The 16,677-nt window shown below is 67.5% G+C and carries 17 protein-coding genes; 3 read left to right on the forward strand and 14 right to left on the reverse strand.

Annotated elements, in window-relative coordinates:
• Nucleotides 1–55 precede the first annotated feature (55 nt).
• The 5 genes from AC0VYL_RS01495 to AC0VYL_RS01515 all read right to left on the reverse strand — a co-directional run bounded on the left by AC0VYL_RS01495 (nucleotide 56) and on the right by AC0VYL_RS01515 (nucleotide 3,438).
• A complete protein-coding gene (locus tag AC0VYL_RS01495) occupies nucleotides 56–238 on the reverse strand; it encodes a thiazolylpeptide-type bacteriocin (RefSeq protein WP_378738231.1) in 183 nt (60 codons plus the stop codon).
• 125 nt (nucleotides 239–363) lie between these two features.
• On the reverse strand, nucleotides 364–546 hold the full coding sequence (locus tag AC0VYL_RS01500) for a thiazolylpeptide-type bacteriocin (RefSeq protein WP_378738228.1): 183 nt from the start codon (nucleotides 544–546) through the stop codon (nucleotides 364–366).
• A gap of 212 nt (nucleotides 547–758) precedes the next feature.
• Complete coding sequence (locus AC0VYL_RS01505; protein WP_475482092.1) at nucleotides 759–1,796, reverse strand: hypothetical protein; 1,038 nt, start codon at nucleotides 1,794–1,796, stop codon at nucleotides 759–761.
• 145 nt (nucleotides 1,797–1,941) lie between these two features.
• Nucleotides 1,942–2,565, reverse strand: a complete 624-nt coding sequence (locus AC0VYL_RS01510) for a DedA family protein (RefSeq protein ID WP_475483447.1) — start codon at nucleotides 2,563–2,565, stop codon at nucleotides 1,942–1,944.
• A gap of 261 nt (nucleotides 2,566–2,826) precedes the next feature.
• Nucleotides 2,827–3,438, reverse strand: a complete 612-nt coding sequence (locus tag AC0VYL_RS01515; RefSeq protein ID WP_475458310.1) for a TetR/AcrR family transcriptional regulator — start codon at nucleotides 3,436–3,438, stop codon at nucleotides 2,827–2,829.
• Between the two features lie 120 nt (nucleotides 3,439–3,558).
• On the opposite strand from AC0VYL_RS01515, the gene AC0VYL_RS01520 reads away from it, so the two are divergent.
• The gene (locus tag AC0VYL_RS01520; protein WP_475458313.1) at nucleotides 3,559–4,191 is read left to right on the forward strand and encodes an FMN-dependent NADH-azoreductase; all 633 of its coding nucleotides are present in this window, start codon (nucleotides 3,559–3,561) and stop codon (nucleotides 4,189–4,191) included.
• A gap of 617 nt (nucleotides 4,192–4,808) precedes the next feature.
• Here AC0VYL_RS01520 and AC0VYL_RS01525 read toward each other — a convergent pair.
• On the reverse strand, nucleotides 4,809–5,375 hold the full coding sequence (locus AC0VYL_RS01525) for a hypothetical protein (protein ID WP_475458315.1): 567 nt from the start codon (nucleotides 5,373–5,375) through the stop codon (nucleotides 4,809–4,811).
• 425 nt (nucleotides 5,376–5,800) lie between these two features.
• Here AC0VYL_RS01525 and AC0VYL_RS01530 point away from each other — a divergent pair, with 425 nt between their 5' ends.
• The gene (locus tag AC0VYL_RS01530) at nucleotides 5,801–6,403 is read left to right on the forward strand and encodes a suppressor of fused domain protein (protein WP_475482093.1); all 603 of its coding nucleotides are present in this window, start codon (nucleotides 5,801–5,803) and stop codon (nucleotides 6,401–6,403) included.
• Nucleotides 6,404–6,881: 478 nt separating this feature from the next.
• On the opposite strand, the gene AC0VYL_RS01535 is transcribed toward AC0VYL_RS01530, so the two are convergent.
• The 8 genes from AC0VYL_RS01535 to AC0VYL_RS01570 form a co-directional block, all read right to left on the reverse strand.
• Entirely contained in the window at nucleotides 6,882–7,574 is a 693-nt protein-coding gene (locus tag AC0VYL_RS01535; protein WP_475482094.1) for an ABC transporter, read from the reverse strand.
• A gap of 53 nt (nucleotides 7,575–7,627) precedes the next feature.
• Complete coding sequence (locus tag AC0VYL_RS01540) at nucleotides 7,628–8,428, reverse strand: ABC transporter permease (protein ID WP_475482095.1); 801 nt, start codon at nucleotides 8,426–8,428, stop codon at nucleotides 7,628–7,630.
• A gap of 8 nt (nucleotides 8,429–8,436) precedes the next feature.
• Nucleotides 8,437–9,150, reverse strand: a complete 714-nt coding sequence (locus tag AC0VYL_RS01545; protein ID WP_475482096.1) for an ABC transporter ATP-binding protein — start codon at nucleotides 9,148–9,150, stop codon at nucleotides 8,437–8,439.
• Nucleotides 9,151–9,519: 369 nt separating this feature from the next.
• The gene (locus tag AC0VYL_RS01550; RefSeq protein ID WP_475482097.1) at nucleotides 9,520–11,358 is read right to left on the reverse strand and encodes an ABC transporter ATP-binding protein; all 1,839 of its coding nucleotides are present in this window, start codon (nucleotides 11,356–11,358) and stop codon (nucleotides 9,520–9,522) included.
• Nucleotides 11,355–11,798, reverse strand: a complete 444-nt coding sequence (locus tag AC0VYL_RS01555; RefSeq protein WP_475482098.1) for a lasso peptide biosynthesis B2 protein — start codon at nucleotides 11,796–11,798, stop codon at nucleotides 11,355–11,357. Before AC0VYL_RS01555 ends, AC0VYL_RS01550 begins: the two co-directional genes overlap by 4 nt.
• Nucleotides 11,795–12,055 carry a lasso peptide biosynthesis PqqD family chaperone gene (locus AC0VYL_RS01560; RefSeq protein ID WP_475482099.1) on the reverse strand — a complete coding sequence of 87 codons (261 nt, stop codon included), beginning with the start codon at nucleotides 12,053–12,055 and terminating at the stop codon, nucleotides 11,795–11,797. The genes AC0VYL_RS01555 and AC0VYL_RS01560 overlap by 4 nt, the downstream gene beginning before the upstream one ends.
• Nucleotides 12,052–13,881: an asparagine synthase-related protein gene (locus AC0VYL_RS01565; RefSeq protein WP_475482100.1), complete on the reverse strand. Its 1,830-nt coding sequence runs from the start codon at nucleotides 13,879–13,881 to the stop codon at nucleotides 12,052–12,054. The genes AC0VYL_RS01560 and AC0VYL_RS01565 overlap by 4 nt, the downstream gene beginning before the upstream one ends.
• A 93-nt stretch (nucleotides 13,882–13,974) precedes the next feature.
• Nucleotides 13,975–14,106 carry a keywimysin-related RiPP gene (locus AC0VYL_RS01570; protein ID WP_475482101.1) on the reverse strand — a complete coding sequence of 44 codons (132 nt, stop codon included), beginning with the start codon at nucleotides 14,104–14,106 and terminating at the stop codon, nucleotides 13,975–13,977.
• 513 nt (nucleotides 14,107–14,619) lie between these two features.
• Between AC0VYL_RS01570 and AC0VYL_RS01575 the strand changes: the two genes are divergently transcribed.
• Entirely contained in the window at nucleotides 14,620–16,626 is a 2,007-nt protein-coding gene (locus AC0VYL_RS01575) for an acyltransferase family protein (protein WP_475482102.1), read from the forward strand.
• The last annotated feature ends 51 nt before the right edge of the window (nucleotides 16,627–16,677 follow it).

Here is a 16,677-nt window from a genome sequence, read left to right on the forward strand (position 1 = left end):
GTTCGGGGGCGGGGGAGGGGCGGCCCCGGCGAGAGGGCCGCCCCGGTTCAGGGGGTCAGCCGCACGAACCCGAGGAGCAGCAGCTGCTGGAGCCGCAGCACGAGGTGGAGGTGCAGGAGCTGGAGCCACTGGTGGCCCCGGTCTCCGGGACGGCGACCGCCTCGCGGACGCTCATCACCTCCATGTCGTCGAAGTTGAGGTCGGGCAGGTCGATCGTGGGGGTTTCCTGCGACGCCATCGGACACCTTCTTCTGATGTGAGGGGGATGTTGACGTGAAACGTTGGAGCCTGCCCCTGCCGAATTCACGCTTGGGTAACGCGGTCACGCGCGTTCCGGTGACGGGGCCGTCCCGGAGTACTCCGTCAGCCGCAGGAGCCGCCGGAGCAGCAGCTGCTGGAGCCGCAGCACGAGGTGGAGGTGCAGGAGCTGGAACCGCTGGTGGCCCCGGTCTCCGGGACGGCGACCGCCTCGCGGACGCTCATCACCTCCATGTCGTCGAAGTCCAGCTCGGGCAGGTCGATCTCGGGTGCCGTCGAATGGGGCATTGTGTGGCCTCTTCGTTTTGAATCTTCCTGGCGGGTCCCCCGGGAGGAAAGAAAGTAACATGCGGCCAGAGCGGTAGATAGAGGTTGTATTGATCCTTTTCCCTGGTGTGGCTGCCGGTTCTTCTGCGCTTCACGGCGGGAACACCGGAAAGGAGAAAGGGCTCTGGTTCCACGGGGAACCAGAGCCCTCGTTCATTCGACACGCAAAGTGATCAGCAGGAGCCGCGCCCGGCGGTCGTGTCGCACAGAGCCGGACCGTCGGTCCAGGAGAGCGAGTCCCGCGCGTTGCCGCCGAACGGACGGGTGACGGTCACGTCCACCCCGTGCCCGGAGTCCGCCGCGAGCCACACGCGCACCTCGCGGAGGCTGTCGCCCGAACCGGCCCTGAACACGTAGAACGGTGACGGCACCGGAGAGCGGCCGCTCTCCGGCCGGGTCCACCAGTCGGCGCCCTGGGCGTCGGCGACGTCCACGAACAGGCAGTCGTACGAGGCGCCCTCGAACTCGCAGGTGCGCGGCTGTGCCCCGCCGTGGCGGCCCACACTCGGGTCGGACGTGATCCCGGTGTTCACCGCCCGCCAGTACACGGTGTCACAGTCCCCGCCGGAGCAGGCGTTCCAGTCCGCCCACGCGGTGGCACGCGCGGCGGGCGCCGCGGAGCCCCGGTTGATGGCCGCGCAGTACTTGTCCACGATGTAGGGCACCACGAAGTCGGAGACCCACACGGAGTCGATCGCCTCGCCCGCCGTGTTGTTGGTCCCGAGCCCGGCGGAGTCCATCTGCCACAGGCCGACGCCCGGGTTGAAGAACAGGCCGTCGCGACCGGCCGGGTCGTACAGGCCGGACTGGTTGTCGTACCTCGACAGGGTCATCGGTGAGGGCGGCAGGGACGAGCTCGCGGAGACCTCGGGCCAGACGGGGGCCAGCGCCAGGGCGGTGGCGGACTCCGCCGTGATCGCGCAGGAGGCGCCGGCGGCGGCGCCCTCGGCGGCGTTCCGGGCGGCCGCGAGGGGTTCGGCGCCGAAGCTCAGCGGTCCGGGCGGGATCGCGGTGTTGGCCAGCTTCTCCTCCACCGCCTCCCGGTCCGCCTCGGCGCGTTCGGCGGGGGTGTCGGCCGGTGTGGGGACGAACTCGACGGTGTCGTCGGGCGCGGCCAGGGCGGTCTGCGGGGCGCAGAGCAGCGCGGCGGCGGCCAGGGCGGTGAGGGTGGTCAGGGCACGCCGTCGGAACGGCGGTCGGGGGGTCTTCACGTGTCCACCTCTGGAGCGGGTTCGAGGGGAGGGGGCTCACCGGCCGGGTCACTGTCGGTGGTTTCCAACGTGGATGTCTGACTCGGAGGAAAGTTACCTCCCGCTCCCGGATCGGACAAGGGCCCCTGACCGGGTCCCCTCACGCTCAGCGCCGGGAGTAGGAGTCCTCCTCGTCGTCCGGGCTGCCCGTCCGACGGGCGCGTCGGCGCTCCCGGACCCGGGCGACGACGAACCAGACACAGGCCACCGCGACCAGGCCCAGGACCACCTTGGACCCCGCGCTGACGTACTCCTCCACCACGTGCCACTGCTCGCCCAGGTGGTACCCGACCAGGACGAAGAGGGTGTTCCACACGGCGCTGCCCAGGGTGGTGAGCCCCAGGAAGAGCGGCAGGGACATGCGCTCGATCCCGGCCGGGATCGAGATGAAGCTGCGGAACACGGGGATGAGCCGCCCGATGAGGACCGCCTTCGGCCCGTGCCGTGCGAACCAGTCCTCGGTCCGGTCGATGTCACTGAGCTTGACCAGGGGGACACGGCTCGCCACCGCCCTGAAGCGTTCCCGCCCGAGCCAGGCGCCGAGACCGTACAACGCGAGCGCGCCGACCACGGAGCCGACGGTGGCCCAGAGCAGGACCTCCACCAGGCCCAGCTCGCCCCGGGACGCGGCGAAACCGGCGGTCGGCAGGATCGCCTCGCTCGGAATGGGCGGGAAGAGGTTCTCCAGCGCGATGGCCAGACCGACCCCCGGTCCGCCGAGGACCTCCATGAGTCCGACGACCCACCCGACGAATCCGTCCGTGGGTTCGGCCGCCGCGAGGGCGAGATTGGCGTTCACTCGTTGCTCCTGTTCACGGTCCCTTTTCGAAGGGTGGAACAGAACGTTAGGCGCCGGGGGCGACGCTCCGCGTAAAGACGGATCCCTTTCTCCGGCCGCATCGGGGCAAGGGGGTGTGCACGGCGGACCGCCCCGGTCGGCGGGTCCCGGTCGGTCGGCCCCGGTCGGTCGAACTCCGACCGTGGGGCGGGCTCAGCCGCCGAGGACGCGCTCGACGAGGGTCCGCCAGCTGTCGGCCAGGTGGTCGCAGCCGTCCTCCCCCGACGGGCCGGAGAGGTCGTCCGTGCCCAGGTACAGCAGGAACGGTCCCTCCAGGGCGGCGGAGAGCTGGAGGGCGAGGCCGTCCGGGTGGGGGAGGGGCGGCCTGATCTGTCGGAGCAGCATCCGGAAGTGCGGAGGGGTCATGCTCACGGAGGCGGGGGTCAGCGCGGAACGGTCCAGGCCCGCGCGGATGACCGCGTGGTTGGTCCTGAGCATGTCGAAGCGGGCCAGGCCGTAGGCGATCAGGCGTTCCTTCGGTTCGGCCCCGGGCCCCAGCGGCGGCGGGCCGTACAGCACCGCCTCCTGGAACCGCAGCTCGTCGTCGTGCATCACGGCCTGGAAGATGCCCGCACGCGTGCCGAAGCGTCGGAAGACCGTTCCCTTGCCCAGCCCGGCACGCTCGGCGAGGCCGTCCATGGTCACGTTCTCCGGGCCCAGCTCGACGATCATCGCGCGGACCGTCCGCAGCAGGTGCTCGCGGTTGCGGGCCGCGTCCGCCCGTTCGGGGCGCGGTTTTCCGAAGGGGACCACTGGCACATCCACGGAGCCAACCTACCCCGGGAATACTAAGCGGGGGATAGTCCGTTTATGCTGTCGTCACGCCGCGACACCGGGCACGCGTCCGGTCAGCGGTACACCGAACCCTTGGGAGAAGTAGGCATCATGCACCTGTTCCGACTGGACGGCAGCATCTTCCCGTCCGTGTCCTCCAGCGCCGAGATCGCGGACCGCGCCGAGACCGAGTGGGCCACGGCGCACCCGGGCGGCGTCGTGAACCGCCGCCACCTGGGGACCGACCCGCTGCCCGCCGACGCCTGGGTCCACGCCACCGTGGGCTCCGCCACCCCCGAGGCCGAGCGCACCCCGGCCCAGAACGAGGCGCTGGCCCTGGCCGCCCGGCTGGCCGGGGAACTGGAGAGCGCCGACGCCGTGATCCTGGCCGTACCGATGTACAACTACGGCGTCTCCCAGCACTTCAAGACCTGGGTCGACCTGGTCATCGCCGGTGCCGGTGCCACCAACCCGGTGCTGAAGGGGGTCCCCACCGCGCTGGTCACCACCGCCGGAGGCGGATACGGTCCCGGCACCCCCCGCGAGGGCTGGGACCACTCCACGCCCTATCTGGAGCGTGTCGTCGGAGACCTCTGGCAGGCCGACCTCACCCTGATCAAGTGCGAGCTCACCCTGGCCGCCACCACTCCGGGGATGGAGGGCCTGAGGGACCTCGCCGAGCAGGAGCGCACCAGGGCCCTCGACGCCGCCCGCGACACCGGTCGTGCGCTCGCCGGGGTCTGACCCCAAGGGCGGGGGCACAGCGTGACGGGTACCGGAATCCCCGGGGGTCCACCACCACAGACTTCTGCCCTCACCGACCTGGAGAACTTGCGGTGGTGGTGGAGTGTGTCGTCCAGTGGGGACTCGACCTTCCCGTCTTCACCAGTTTCGTCATCAGGATCAGTCACAGCAGTGGTGATGCCCGTCCGGCTGGCGAACGCCCAAACAGGTTCCCCTGTTTTCACGATGAGACGCCTCCATCCCACCGGGGGGCACTCCTTTCGGGGCCCACAGCCGCCCGGGAAAGTGCTGCCGCACGGGTTTTGTACGGGACTGGGGATTTCTCACCCGAGGCGCCTCAGCTATCCGTGGAGCTCGCTTTGTTCCGGCGAGCTTCGCGACGCACTGGCCTGTGGAGGACGACACAAGGCTGACCAGGCCACACCACGTCCAGATTCCGTCCCCGCCGACACCATTGCGGAAACCCCTGCCGGGCGTACCCGGCAGGGGTTCTTGGATACCTGCTTGGCTCAGGCCGGAGAGCACCCGCTGTCAGCGAAGGTCCTCTCAAGCGGTGTCGGAGATACCTGATCCTGTCGACGACCGGAGTCGTGGCAGCGACCGCGGGTGCTGAGGGATCACACCTGGGCGGTCAGGGCCTTCCAGTAGGTGACGTCAGCCGCCCGGTTGAAGTAGGCGTTGGTGCACACGTCGTACAGGCCGGGGCCGGAGGTGCTGTTGGTCTCCAGGAAGCTGCCGTTGGCGTAGAGGTTCCACAGCAGCAGCACGTCGCCCAGGCGCACCGACTGGTCCAGGGGGCTGGAGGTCTGGGCCAGGATCCGCCAGCGGCCGGTGCCCTCGGCCCGGTCCCTGCCCGGTGAGGTGGAGACGTCATACCTGCCGCCGGACTGCTGCTGGGCGTTGGACGCGTGCCCGTTGGTGTCCAGGTACCCGCCGTCGTCCAGGTAGAGGTTGCGCAGGTAGATCACGTCCCCGCTGATCACCAGCGCCCCGGCGGCCTTGCCCGTGGCCGAGAGGACCTCCCAGGTTCCGGTACCGGCGCCTCGCGTGGGTGTGTCCGCTGTGGAGACCCCGTACTTGGCGGGAGCCGGGCGATGCCCGTTGGTGTCGAGGTATCCGCCTGCCCAGTTGTTGTACCCGTTCTGCAAATGAATGAGGTCGCCGTACTTGATCTCGTTCGCCACGAAATTCCTCTTTCAAACAGGGAACACGCGCAGTCTCGTGGAAATATGCCCACGAACTGGGTTTGCGTGCCAACAGGACCACTGTGCCATCAAACAAGGCCTGGTGTACATCATTTCCCAAAAGAAGTTTATTTCCTTCGCTTTCGGACATGCTCACAATTCTTTCCATCGTCGCCCGTAAGATGAAATGCACCAAAAGTCACTATTGCACTCGGAGGCGGATACTCAAGGAGCAAGAATGCTGAAAGTCGGGGTGTGCTCCGGACAGTAGGCACCTCAGGCAGCTTGAGGAGTGCTCGTGGCGCGGTGCGCGATCCCGGCTCCGGAGCCACCACGCCGCCGCACCCGGCCTCGTCCCCGGACGGTGCCGATCCCCGGCCGCATATTCTCTGAGGTGCACCGATCACGAACCTGGAGAGCACACGATGCTGGAACTGCTGCCCGGACTCACCCAGATCTACGAGGGGTGGGCGCAGCACTACCCGGACGTGCACCCGCTGACCATCCAGTTCCCCGCCCGCGAGTCCGAGCAGGGGATCAACGGGGTGCTCGCCTACCCGATGGAGGGCCACTGGCTGCTGGTCACCTTCGGCCTCACCGAGCTGGGGGAGAAGACCAGCGAGGAGAAGCGGGTCTCCGGCGCCGGGTTCGAGTTCACCTGCCGCATCCCGCGTGAGGACGGCGACGAGACGGTGCCCGCGTGGATCCTCCGCGTCCTGCACGCGCTGGCCGACCAGTACGTGGCCGGTGCGCAGCTCGACGTGGGGCACTGGATCGTCACCCGGTCCCCGCTCGGCGGGGAGAGCGCCAACGGGGACATGACCTCGCTCGCGATCGTGCCCGACGCCGACATGCGCATCCTGGACACCGACAACGGCCTGGTGCTGTTCTTCCAGGTCGTGGGGCTCAAGACCGAGGAGGGCGAGTACGCCCAGGAGGCCGACACGGTCGCCCCGATCATGGCGCTGCTCCGCGACCGCGACCCGAAGATGATCACCGACCCCGATCGCGAGACCATCCGCCTCTAGGCGGCGGTCCTGGGAAGGACTTCGTCACCTGAGAACGCCAGGAGGGTCCCGATCGTGAGCGGATCCGCTTACGACCGGGACCCGGTGACAGGTGCCCTTCGCAGGGTCGCGCCCCCTAGACGGCCGATGTCAGAAGACGAAGCGTGCGTCGAGGGCCGAGGCCGAAGAACATGCGCATCGCCATCGCCAGGCCCCATGAGACCCGGACCCGATCTCCGTCGATTGACACGAGCATGGGGCGTGACGACCAACCGGGTTTGGCGCGGTCGAGGATCTCCCGTACTCCGGGGTCCTGGAGGCTACGCGTCTCCAACCAGCCGCCCCCGACCTGCTCGACCATCGTGGCGATGTCCGAGCAGTGAGAGCAGGTGTTGTCATAGAGCAGGTACCGAACCATCTGTCCTCTCCCTGGGGGTGCCCGAGACGGGGATGACCTGGTCGCGTGTACGGCAGGGGACCGTGGCCCCCGTTCGGGCGCTCACGCGTCGCGCCTGAGGAGTACGAGGGCGTAGGCCGCCGAGAGGACGCTGGCCCAGAGACCGAGCGTCAGGGCGGCGGCCGCCGGTGTTATCTCAGTGACCTCGAAGGCCGGCGTTCCGAGAAGACTCATGCTGGCCTGGTCGGGCAGGAAACGGATCCCCTCCGGCCATTGCAGGAACCCTCCACCAGTGAAGATGGCCACCACCACGAAGGTGGAGAGTGGTGCGACGGTGCCGCGCAGGACGGCGGCGAGACCGAAGGCCGTGACTGACATGAACGTGTAGGCGAGGACCCAGCGGGCCAGGTCCATGGCGAGGGGACCCGCGCCCACTCCCTCCGACAGACCCAGGACCACGCGGCCCGGCGCGAGCACGACGACGGCCCCGGCGACGACCACCGCGACCATGGCCAGGAACTTGCCGGACGCGAGTCGGCCCCGGGCGGGTACCGCGGTCAGGGTGATCCGGAACTGTCCGCCCTGGTACTCGCTGCCGATGGCGTGCACGGGCACGAGAAGGAACACGTAGATCGGCGCGAACATCACCAGAGCGAAGGCGGACAGCGGCGCGACGTCGTCACCCGAGCCGAACCGAACGGTCTCACTGCTGGCCACCACGGCGAAGAGCGTGTTCACCGCCATGGTGATCGCGAGCGCGACCAGGGTGGTCGGATGGCTCAGGATCTTGGTCATCTCCGCGGACACGACGTCCCGCGTGCGGATGGGTGGAAACGAGGTCGTGGGGTTCACCGGGCGTCCCTCCTCTGGACGGCGATCACCGCGCAGAGCACGGTCAGGACGACCCAGACGACCAGGACCATCCCGCCCACCGCTGGAGTCGAGGTGAAGGGCGGACCGGCGAGATCCAACCCCTCACTCTGCAACAGCATGTTCCGTGCCGCACTGAACGGAGTCATCGCGTCCAGCGCCGGAGCGAGGGCGGCGAGCGCCTGTGTCATCGTCAGAGCCACGAACGCCGCCAACACGAGGACACCGACGAGGACACGTCGGGTGACCAGGGTGATGGAGAACGACACCAGAGTGATGGCGACGATGAACAACACCGACCCCGCGATCGAGGCGAGGGCCTCGGGTCTCCAGATCAGGTCGGGTTGCCAGTCCCTGACCCCCACATAGGTGAAGACCATGGTGAGTACGGCGAAGAAGAGACCGAACCCCAGGGAGAAGAGACCGACGGCGCAGCTCTTGGCGATGACGAGACGGACGCGCGAGGGTACCGCGAGCACACTGAGGCCCAGCTGCCCGGTCCGGTACTCGGCGCCAGCGATGACCGCCCCGAGCACGGGGAAGAAGATCCCCGGATTGAACACGCTGCTGCCGATCGAGGAGATGATGTCGAGGTCTGCGGGGACGGGCCTGCCGTACCACCAGTGCATGCCGTTCGCGTCCAGGGTGGACAGCGCCTCCCGCACCGAGGCGAGCCCCTGGAACTGGAAGAAGACGCTCAGCCCGACCAGGATCCCGGTGACCGCCCACACACTCGGGAGGGTTCGGATCTTGGTCAGTTCCGACTGGATGACGCTCACCACGCCGATCACCAACTCTGCCCGGGCTGGGTGCCGGTGAGTGAGAAGAACGCCTCTTCCAGCGAGGTGTGCTCGGCAGTGACGGCCGCCAGCGTACCGCCGGTGATGATCCGGCCCTTGTTGATGATCACGACATCGTCCGCGGTCTCCTCCGTCTCGCTCATCAGGTGACTGGAGAGCAGAACGGTGTTGCCCTTGGCGGCGTATCCACGCAGGAAGGTGCGAATGGTCCGGATGCCCTCCGGGTCGAGGCCGTTGACCGGCTCGTCGAGGACCAGCACCCGTGGTTCGCCGAGCAGCGCCGCCGCCAGCCCCAAGCGCTGCTTCATACCGAGGGAGTACTTTCGCACCCTGACCTTGGCCGCGTCCGAGAGTCCAACGGTCTCCAGGACCTCACCGACACGCTGGACCGGTATGCGGTTGGACTGCGCGATCCAGCGCAGATGATCGACCGCGCGACGCTCGGGTACCGCCGCCGCACCGTCGAGCATGGCTCCCACCGTGCGTAACGGCTGCCGGAGGGAGGAATACGGCTGTCCGTCGATCAACGCGGTTCCGGATGTGGCACGGTCCAGACCCAGGAGGATCCTCAGGGTGGTGGACTTGCCGGCGCCGTTGGGTCCGAGAAAGCCGGTCACCCGTCCCGGAGAGGCAGTGAAGCTCACCGAGTCCACCGCCATTTTCGAACCGTAGCGTTTGGACACGTTGGTGATCTCAATCATGGGGTTGAACGCTCCCTGCGTCTCCGTGTGGTTTCAGCAGCTCAAAGTCGATTTCCGGTGCCGATGGTAAAGAATGGAGGCGGACACTCAGCACCCTGGTTCCCTGCTTCTCTTTGTGGGACAACGCTTCTGACATGGCAGTACTGTCGAGATTCATAAATCCGCGACCGAATAATCGGACTGCTCTGTGGGGTGTGGGGTTGTTGCCCACGGTTCAGGCATCCTACTCACTTCGCGGTGCTCTGTCTCCTGTTCCGCTCACCACGTTCCGTTGCTTTCCACACCGGGTGTACAGCGGATCCGCATCTGGTTTCGGTCATTGTTCGACCGGTCCGAAGTCAGTGTCTTATCTGAGTTGCCATGCTCCCTTTAGGTGCGGCCGGAGGTCTCGTGCAGGAACTGCCGTTCAGCCAGGTCCCGATAGAGGTCGGAGGTTGCCATGAGCGATTCGTGAGCCCCCTGGTCCACCACTGCGCCACCGTCGATCACGATGATCTTGTCGGCGGAGAGGACCGTTGAGAAGCGGTGCGCGATGACGAGTGAGCTGCGTCTGGGGTGGGGAGCTCCCAGCAGTTCGCGGACCAGTCCCTCGCTGCGGCTGTCGAGGTTGGAGGTGACCTCGTCGAGCAACAGGATCTGCGCGTCGTCGAGCAGCGCGCGCGCGAGGGAGACGCGTTGTCTCTCGCCTCCGCTCAGGCGTGAACCGAACTCCCCCACGTCCTGATCGAGGTAGAGCCGTGCCTGGGTGGGATCCGCGGCGAGTGCGACCTCCTGGAGGACGGCGACGCACTCCTCGTCGGTGAGACCGGTGGTACCCAGGGTGAGGTTGTGGCGGACCGTTCCGGAAAGGAGCGTCGCGTCCTGGTCGACGTAGGCGATGCGTGACCTGAGCTCCTTTCTTGACATTCCGGCGACGTCTCTTCCCTCGAAGAGGATTCTGCCTGCGGTTGGTTCGTAGAATCTCTCGATAAGCGAGAAAAGCGTCGTCTTTCCGGCCCCCGACGGGCCGACGATGGCCGTGGTCGTGCCCGGCTCGATCGCGAGTGACACCGACGAGAGCACCTGGTCCCTTCGTCCGGACGGAGACGGTGAGGTGGGATAGGAAAAGCACACACCCTCGAAGCGAATGACGCTTCCGTCCGAAGCCCGGGTCGGAGAGACCAAGCCCGGCGAGTGAACGTCCCTCTCGGCGGGCTCCTCCGTGACCTCAAGAATCCGCGAGAGCGCGCCGAACGCCTCACCCAGCATGGACACCACGTTCCCCACCATGGCGATCGGCGCGACCATCAGCATCAGGTACATGATGAACGCACTCAGGTCACCGGTGGAGATGGCCCCGGACGCCACTCGTACCGCTCCCAGGCCAACGACCACGATGAGGAGCAGTTGAATGGACACCCCGGACACCGTCTGCACCACGGCCCGCAGGCCGGCGACCGATCGTCCGGCCGCGTGCACCTCTGACGCCTTCGCGGTGGCCTGCTCCGTCTCGCTGTCCACGGCGCCCGTCGCGCGTATCGTCTTCATGGAGCCGATGGCCCCGGACACGGTCTCCGCGAGGGCACCGACGGCGGTCTGCATACGTAGTCCGACCGGTCGCATCCGTCTGCCGATGGCGAAGACCAGAAACAGGACCAGAAGGACGGAGGCGACGGCCAGCCCCAGCAGAACCGGGTCGATGAACGCCATCATGGCGATCGACACCGCCACGGTCGCTCCGCTCACGGCGAGGTCGACCAGACCCGAGGTGAGGATCGTACGGGTCTCGGAGACGTCGGTGGTCACCCTGGAGACGAGATCGCCCTTGCTCCGACGCTCGAGCCCTCCCATGGGCAGGGAGTACACGTGACGCACGAGGTTCTTCCGTGTGTCATAGGCGAACCGTTCACCGGTGCGCTCGATCAGCACCTCCCGGATGCCGGTGAGGACGGCGCCCGCGATGAGAAGGCCCACCACCGCCGCGACCTCCGGCAGGGGGATCTCCCCTCCGAACGTGTCCACGATGTTGGATATGAGGAGAGGTTGTACCGCGACGGCTGTCGTGGACAGCAGACCGACAGCGAGCGCCAGTAGGAGACGTCCCCGATAGGGCCTCAGCAACGGGAGGGCGTCGCGGAAGCCGGCGACCTTCCGTTGGTCCGTGGACGCACTCGTATCCTTCGCGGCCCTCGTGGATCCGGCGGTGGCGTCCGTGTCCGAGACCGTCATGATCTCTGGCCCGTGTCATCCACGGCGTACCGGGGTGCGGCCACCATGACCTTGTGAAACGCTGAGAGGTCGGAGACCTCGTCGACGGGTCTGCCGTCGACCTCGACCCAGGCGTGGGCGGCGAAGGGACGGTCCTGGATCCCCGTGCACCAGGTCACCCCGAATCCGTACCAGCGCGCCATGACCGCGGTCGCGATCGAACGTGGAAGACAGCCTTCACCGGCACACAGCCTGCTCACCGACACGACGGCGCGCCGACAGTGGACGACGTCGCGGTCATCCGGCCTCTGTCCGCTCCCCACCACTTTTGACAGGGCTTTGCGAAGGATCGCGGGAGGCAGATGGGAAAGCAGGAATCCCACGCAGACGGAGATCCGCGCGATCACGGACGTCAGCCCGCGCGTTCCGCTGCCTCTCTCCGGGGATACGGGACTGCTCATGGAATTCTCCCTTCCAGGACCCGAGCCTTCTTCAGTTCCTTGAGCAGCTTGGTGAAGTCGCGCCTCACCGTGACCGGGCTGACGTCGTACTCCTGGGAGACCTCGTGTACCGCCGCCTCGAAGGAACCCGTTTCCGACAGCGAACTCATGAACCTGACACCCGGGTCGTTCAGGTGCCAGTAGACGCCGCGGCGCGTGTCGAGGAGAATCGCCCCGTCCTCGTTGTGGGCCAGTTCGACTCCTTCTCTGAGCTTCAAGGGAATCGCCTCCACTGCGCCCGGGATCCTCGCGCATCCCGAACGGAGCGCAGCCACCTCTCCGCGAACTCCAGTTCGGCCGCCTCGCCGTAGGACGATCCGTTGACGGAGTACCTCTCCAGGGAGTGGACCACCGCGGAGCCGGAGATCAGGCCCATGTCCTCGAGCTCGGTGCCACCCATGAAGAGTTCGCGGGCCGCATCGACCCTCCTGCTGTGCTGGTCGAACACCTCGGCGGTGTAGTCCCCCTTGTCGGTTCGTGTGAAGTACTCAAGGCTCATGCTGGGAGGGCGCGCGGCGGCGAGAAGGGGCTTGATCGGGTGCCTCCGAGTCCGATCCGCGATGTTGAGAGCCAGCGCTGGCTCGACGATGCGGCGATCGAGGTAGGGACTGTCGAACTGGATTCGTTCCGACGTGAGATTCATTCTTCGTGTGGTTGATCCGTGCGCCATCAGGTAGGAGAGGATCTGATGGGTGGTCTTGTCCTCGGAAAGGCTCTTCGAGTCCTGCTCGATCTCCTGTTGCGCCAGGTGAGCCACCCCTGATCTCGCGTACTCACTCAGCGACGCGGGTGGCTGTGGCGCGTCGATCCAGCTTGAGTGATCGACGATGTCGTGCTTGGGTCTGCGGAAATCGCCCCGCGCCAACCTCAGCAGCTCCTTCTCGTAGGAGCTGTTCCTCGTCACCATTCCGACCGTGGCCACCACCGGCATCCGGTTCATCGTTCGGTACTTCCGGAGCCACGAGAAGCGGCCCTTGGCCCGTGATCTCATGAATGACCAGACCATGGTGGACACCTCGCCGAACAGTGCGTCACCGGCGTGGCCGTTGAGATGGAGGGAGCTCCCCGTTCCGGCCAGGGCCTGCTCGACAACCGGCGTGACCGCGACGGTCGTGGAAAGACTGTTCGGCCCCTCGGGAAAACGCTGGAGATCGATCTCCGGGTTCTCGGAAAGGGATTCCATCGTGGCCTGATACGAATCCGCGACATGCGAGGAACCCATCTCCGCGGCCGCGCGTCGTGCCCATTTCCAGTCGTTGTTGGCCGGGTTGCTCGTGCGGAGGAAGAACGTGTGGTGCTTCGAGTCGGTCTCCGCCGTGTAGAAGCTCAGCGTGGTGGAGTCGAGACCGCCGGACAGGTCCGTGCTCACCGTGGACCGTCCCCGTGTTCTCGTGGCCAAGGCCTCGCGGATGCCGTCGGTCAGGGCTGGGGCGAGTGACTCGACGTCCTGGTCGGGTTCGGGAGGGGTCCACCAGGTTCTCCGGGACGGAGCCGACGGTCCTGTGGCTCTCAGGTACTCGCCCGCGCCGAGGCCGTGCACACCACGCCACACGGGGTGCCGGGAGAAGGGGTGGGACACGTCGGCGTTGCTGAGTCGGCACGCGAGGACACCCGGGTCGGGTTCGAGGCCGTTGAGCAGGGCCAGCGGGTACTGTTCGTCACTGATCACGTATTGGCCGTCGACCTTGGTCCAGAACAGGGATCGAGTGAGGAAGGCCGGGGCCTGGGCCCGCAGGTGTCCTGCCGAATGCGCCAGAAGGATCACGTCGAACTCGACGACCCTCGCCGCTGTCCTCTCCAGATCGTCCACGGTCCTGCAATTGCGGATCGCGGAGGACAACCATGCCTCGTCGATGTGGGAGTGTCCCGTTACGGCGACGTCCAGATCCCGGTTTCGCGTCACGACGAGTTCACCCCGTTGAGGGCCACCCAAGATCCACGGTCGCCCCGAACGGTGCTGGCACAGTACCGGTCCGACGACGTCCAGCAGGTACGCCACCATTCCTGGGTCTGAGGGGCTGTCTGGCAGGACGATGATCGCCATGCGATCCTCCTTTCAACGGGCTCGAAGCGGTGACCCGGGGCGGACGCGGAGCGGAGGCGAGGACTCCGCTCCGCGTCCTGGCTGTTGCCGCTATCAGCAGCCGGGGCGCGTGGTCCAGAGGGCGCGGGCGTTGAACACGTCGTGACAACGCAGGCGACCAAGGGACTTCGTCATCTTCTTGAAGCTGCCGATGCGGGTGAGAGTCGGCTTCTTGTATGCGCTCATGGCTGATTCCACCTATTCTTTGTCGATGCGAAATGAACGGCAATAAGAGGGCGGTCCGTGTTCTTGCCGGATGGCGAAGAGGACACGTTCTTCGGATTCGGGCCCGCTGGGTGTCGCCGGCTCCGAATCCCCGTCTGCCATTCGTTGATCTGATGGAGCGCTCCATCTGTTTTCACTCTAGACATGGGTGCATTAATGAGTCAATACGCGAAAGAGGATGCCATGGTCTTCGCGTTCGCTGAGTTTATGCAGGTGTGGGGAGTCTTTCGAAGATCATTTTGTTCTTCTCGGCTTCTGTTGCCCATGGCCGAGATCGGCCAATGGGTCCGGAAGGGGCGCCCATGTCTTCGCTGAATTATAGATAGTCTCTTCTGATTTCATCTTCGAGTGGTTGCATGGCGGGTTCGTCGACCACACCCGGGGTATCGGGGGGCGGCCCTTCCCCGCGGGTTCCCGTGGGGGCCAACCCGCGTACCCCGCGCGGTCACCCCGGATCGCGAACCTGGGGTTCCCGTGAACACGCCCCGCCTCCCCCCGCAGCCCGGACACCGGCAGGAGATCGACGGCCTGCGCGCCGTCGCCGTCCTGCTCGTGGCCGTCTACCACGTCTGGTTCGGCCGGGTCTCCGGCGGCGTGGACGTCTTCCTGCTGCTCAGCGGCTTCCTCATCACCGGTTCCCTGGTGCGCGCGGTCGAGCGCGGCGGGTTCCGCTACGGCGCCTTCCTCGGGAGGCTCGCCGTGCGGCTGGTGCCCACGGCGGCCCTGGTGATCGCGGTGTCCCTGCTGGGCGCCCGGCTGCTGCTGCCCGAGGCGCGCTGGCGCGACACCGTGGCGGAGGCCGTGGCCGCCGCGTTCCACCACATGAACTGGCACCTGGCGCTCGGCTCCGTCGACTACCTGGCGCGCGACGACGCCACGAGCGTCTTCCAGCACTTCTGGTCGCTGTCGGTCCAGGGACAGTTCTACCTGGTGTGGCCGGTGGTGGTCGGCCTGGCCGCGTGGTGGGCCACCCGCCTCGGCCGACCCGTGCGCCGGGTGCTCCCCACCGTCCTGGGCACGGTTTTCGCGCTCTCCCTCGCCTACTCGGTGCTGATGACCCGGGCCGACCAGCCGTGGGCCTACTTCGACACCGGCGCGCGCCTGTGGGAGTTCGCGCTCGGCGGGCTGCTCGCCCTCCTCCTGCCGTACCTGAACCCGCCCCGCACTCTGCGGATCCTCCTCGGCTGGCTCGGCCTGGCCGCGCTGGTCCTGTGCGGTGTGCTCCTCCAGGTGTCCACGGCCTTCCCCGGCTTCGCGGCCCTGTGGCCGACCCTCGCCGCCACGGCGGTCATCGTGGCCGGGACCACCGGCTACCCCTGGGGTGCGGACCGCTGGCTCACCCTCCGCCCGGTGCTGTACCTGGGCTCGCTCTCCTACGCCCTGTACCTGTGGCACTGGCCGATCCTGGTCCTCCACCTGGAGCTCACCGGGCGGGATCTCGCCAGCCCGCTCGGCGGAGCCCTCGTCCTCGTCGTGTCGATCGCCCTGGCGGCGGTGACGACCCCGCTGGCCGACCGGATCGTCGCGTTCGGCCGCGCGGGGACCCGGCGGCGGCCCCCGGTGGTCGCCGCCGCCTGCCTGGTCCCCGTCCTGCTGGCGACGGGCGCGTGGACGGCCCGGATGGACGCCGACCAGCGCCGACTGGAGGAACTGCTTGCGGACCCGGCCCGCTACCCCGGCGCGTTGGCGCTGCCCCACGACGACCCCGGCGCGTACCCCGACCCGGTCCACCCGCCCGCGGCCTCCGCCACCCTGGACCTTCCGGTCACCTACGACGACGGCTGCAACCAGTCCACCTCCGGAACCGAGGCGATCACCTGCTCCTACGGTTCCTCGGACCCCGACCGCACGGTCGCGCTGGTCGGCGGCTCCCACGCCGCCCACTGGTTCCCCGCCCTGGAGGACATCGCGCACCGCCGCGACTGGCGGCTGGTCAACATCACCAAGGGCGCCTGCCTGTTCACCGACGCGCCCCAGCTCCACAAGGGGGAGCCCTACACCGAGTGCGCCGAGTGGAACGCCGACGTCATGGACGAGCTCCGGTCCCTGCGCCCCGACGCGGTGTTCACCACCGGCACCACGACGAGCCTGGACACCGGCGCGGGCTTCGGGGAGGAGGTTCTGGTGGACGGCTACGTGGACCGGTGGCGGGAGCTGGAGGCCCTGGGCATCGAGGTCGTCGCGGTCCGCGACACCCCGCGCCTGCCCTTCGACGCCCCCGACTGCCTCTCCGAGTCCGATCCCGAGGGGTGCGCGGTGCCTCCCGGACACTCCCTGGCGGAGGAGTCACCCCTGGACGGGGCGGAGCTTCCCGCCAACGTCACGGCCCTGGACCTCACCGACCTGTTGTGCGAGCCGGACCTGTGCAGCCCGGTGGTCGGCAACGTCCTCGTCTACTGGGACGCGAGCCACATCACCACCACCTACATGCGCACCCTCGCCCCCGAACTCGAACGCCGCCTCCTGCTCCGCACCGGCTGATCAGGACTGAGGAAGACACCCGAACGACCTTCCTTTACAACCTGTGCGTTG

The sequence above is a fragment of the Nocardiopsis sp. iso_238 genome, assembly GCF_056173325.1.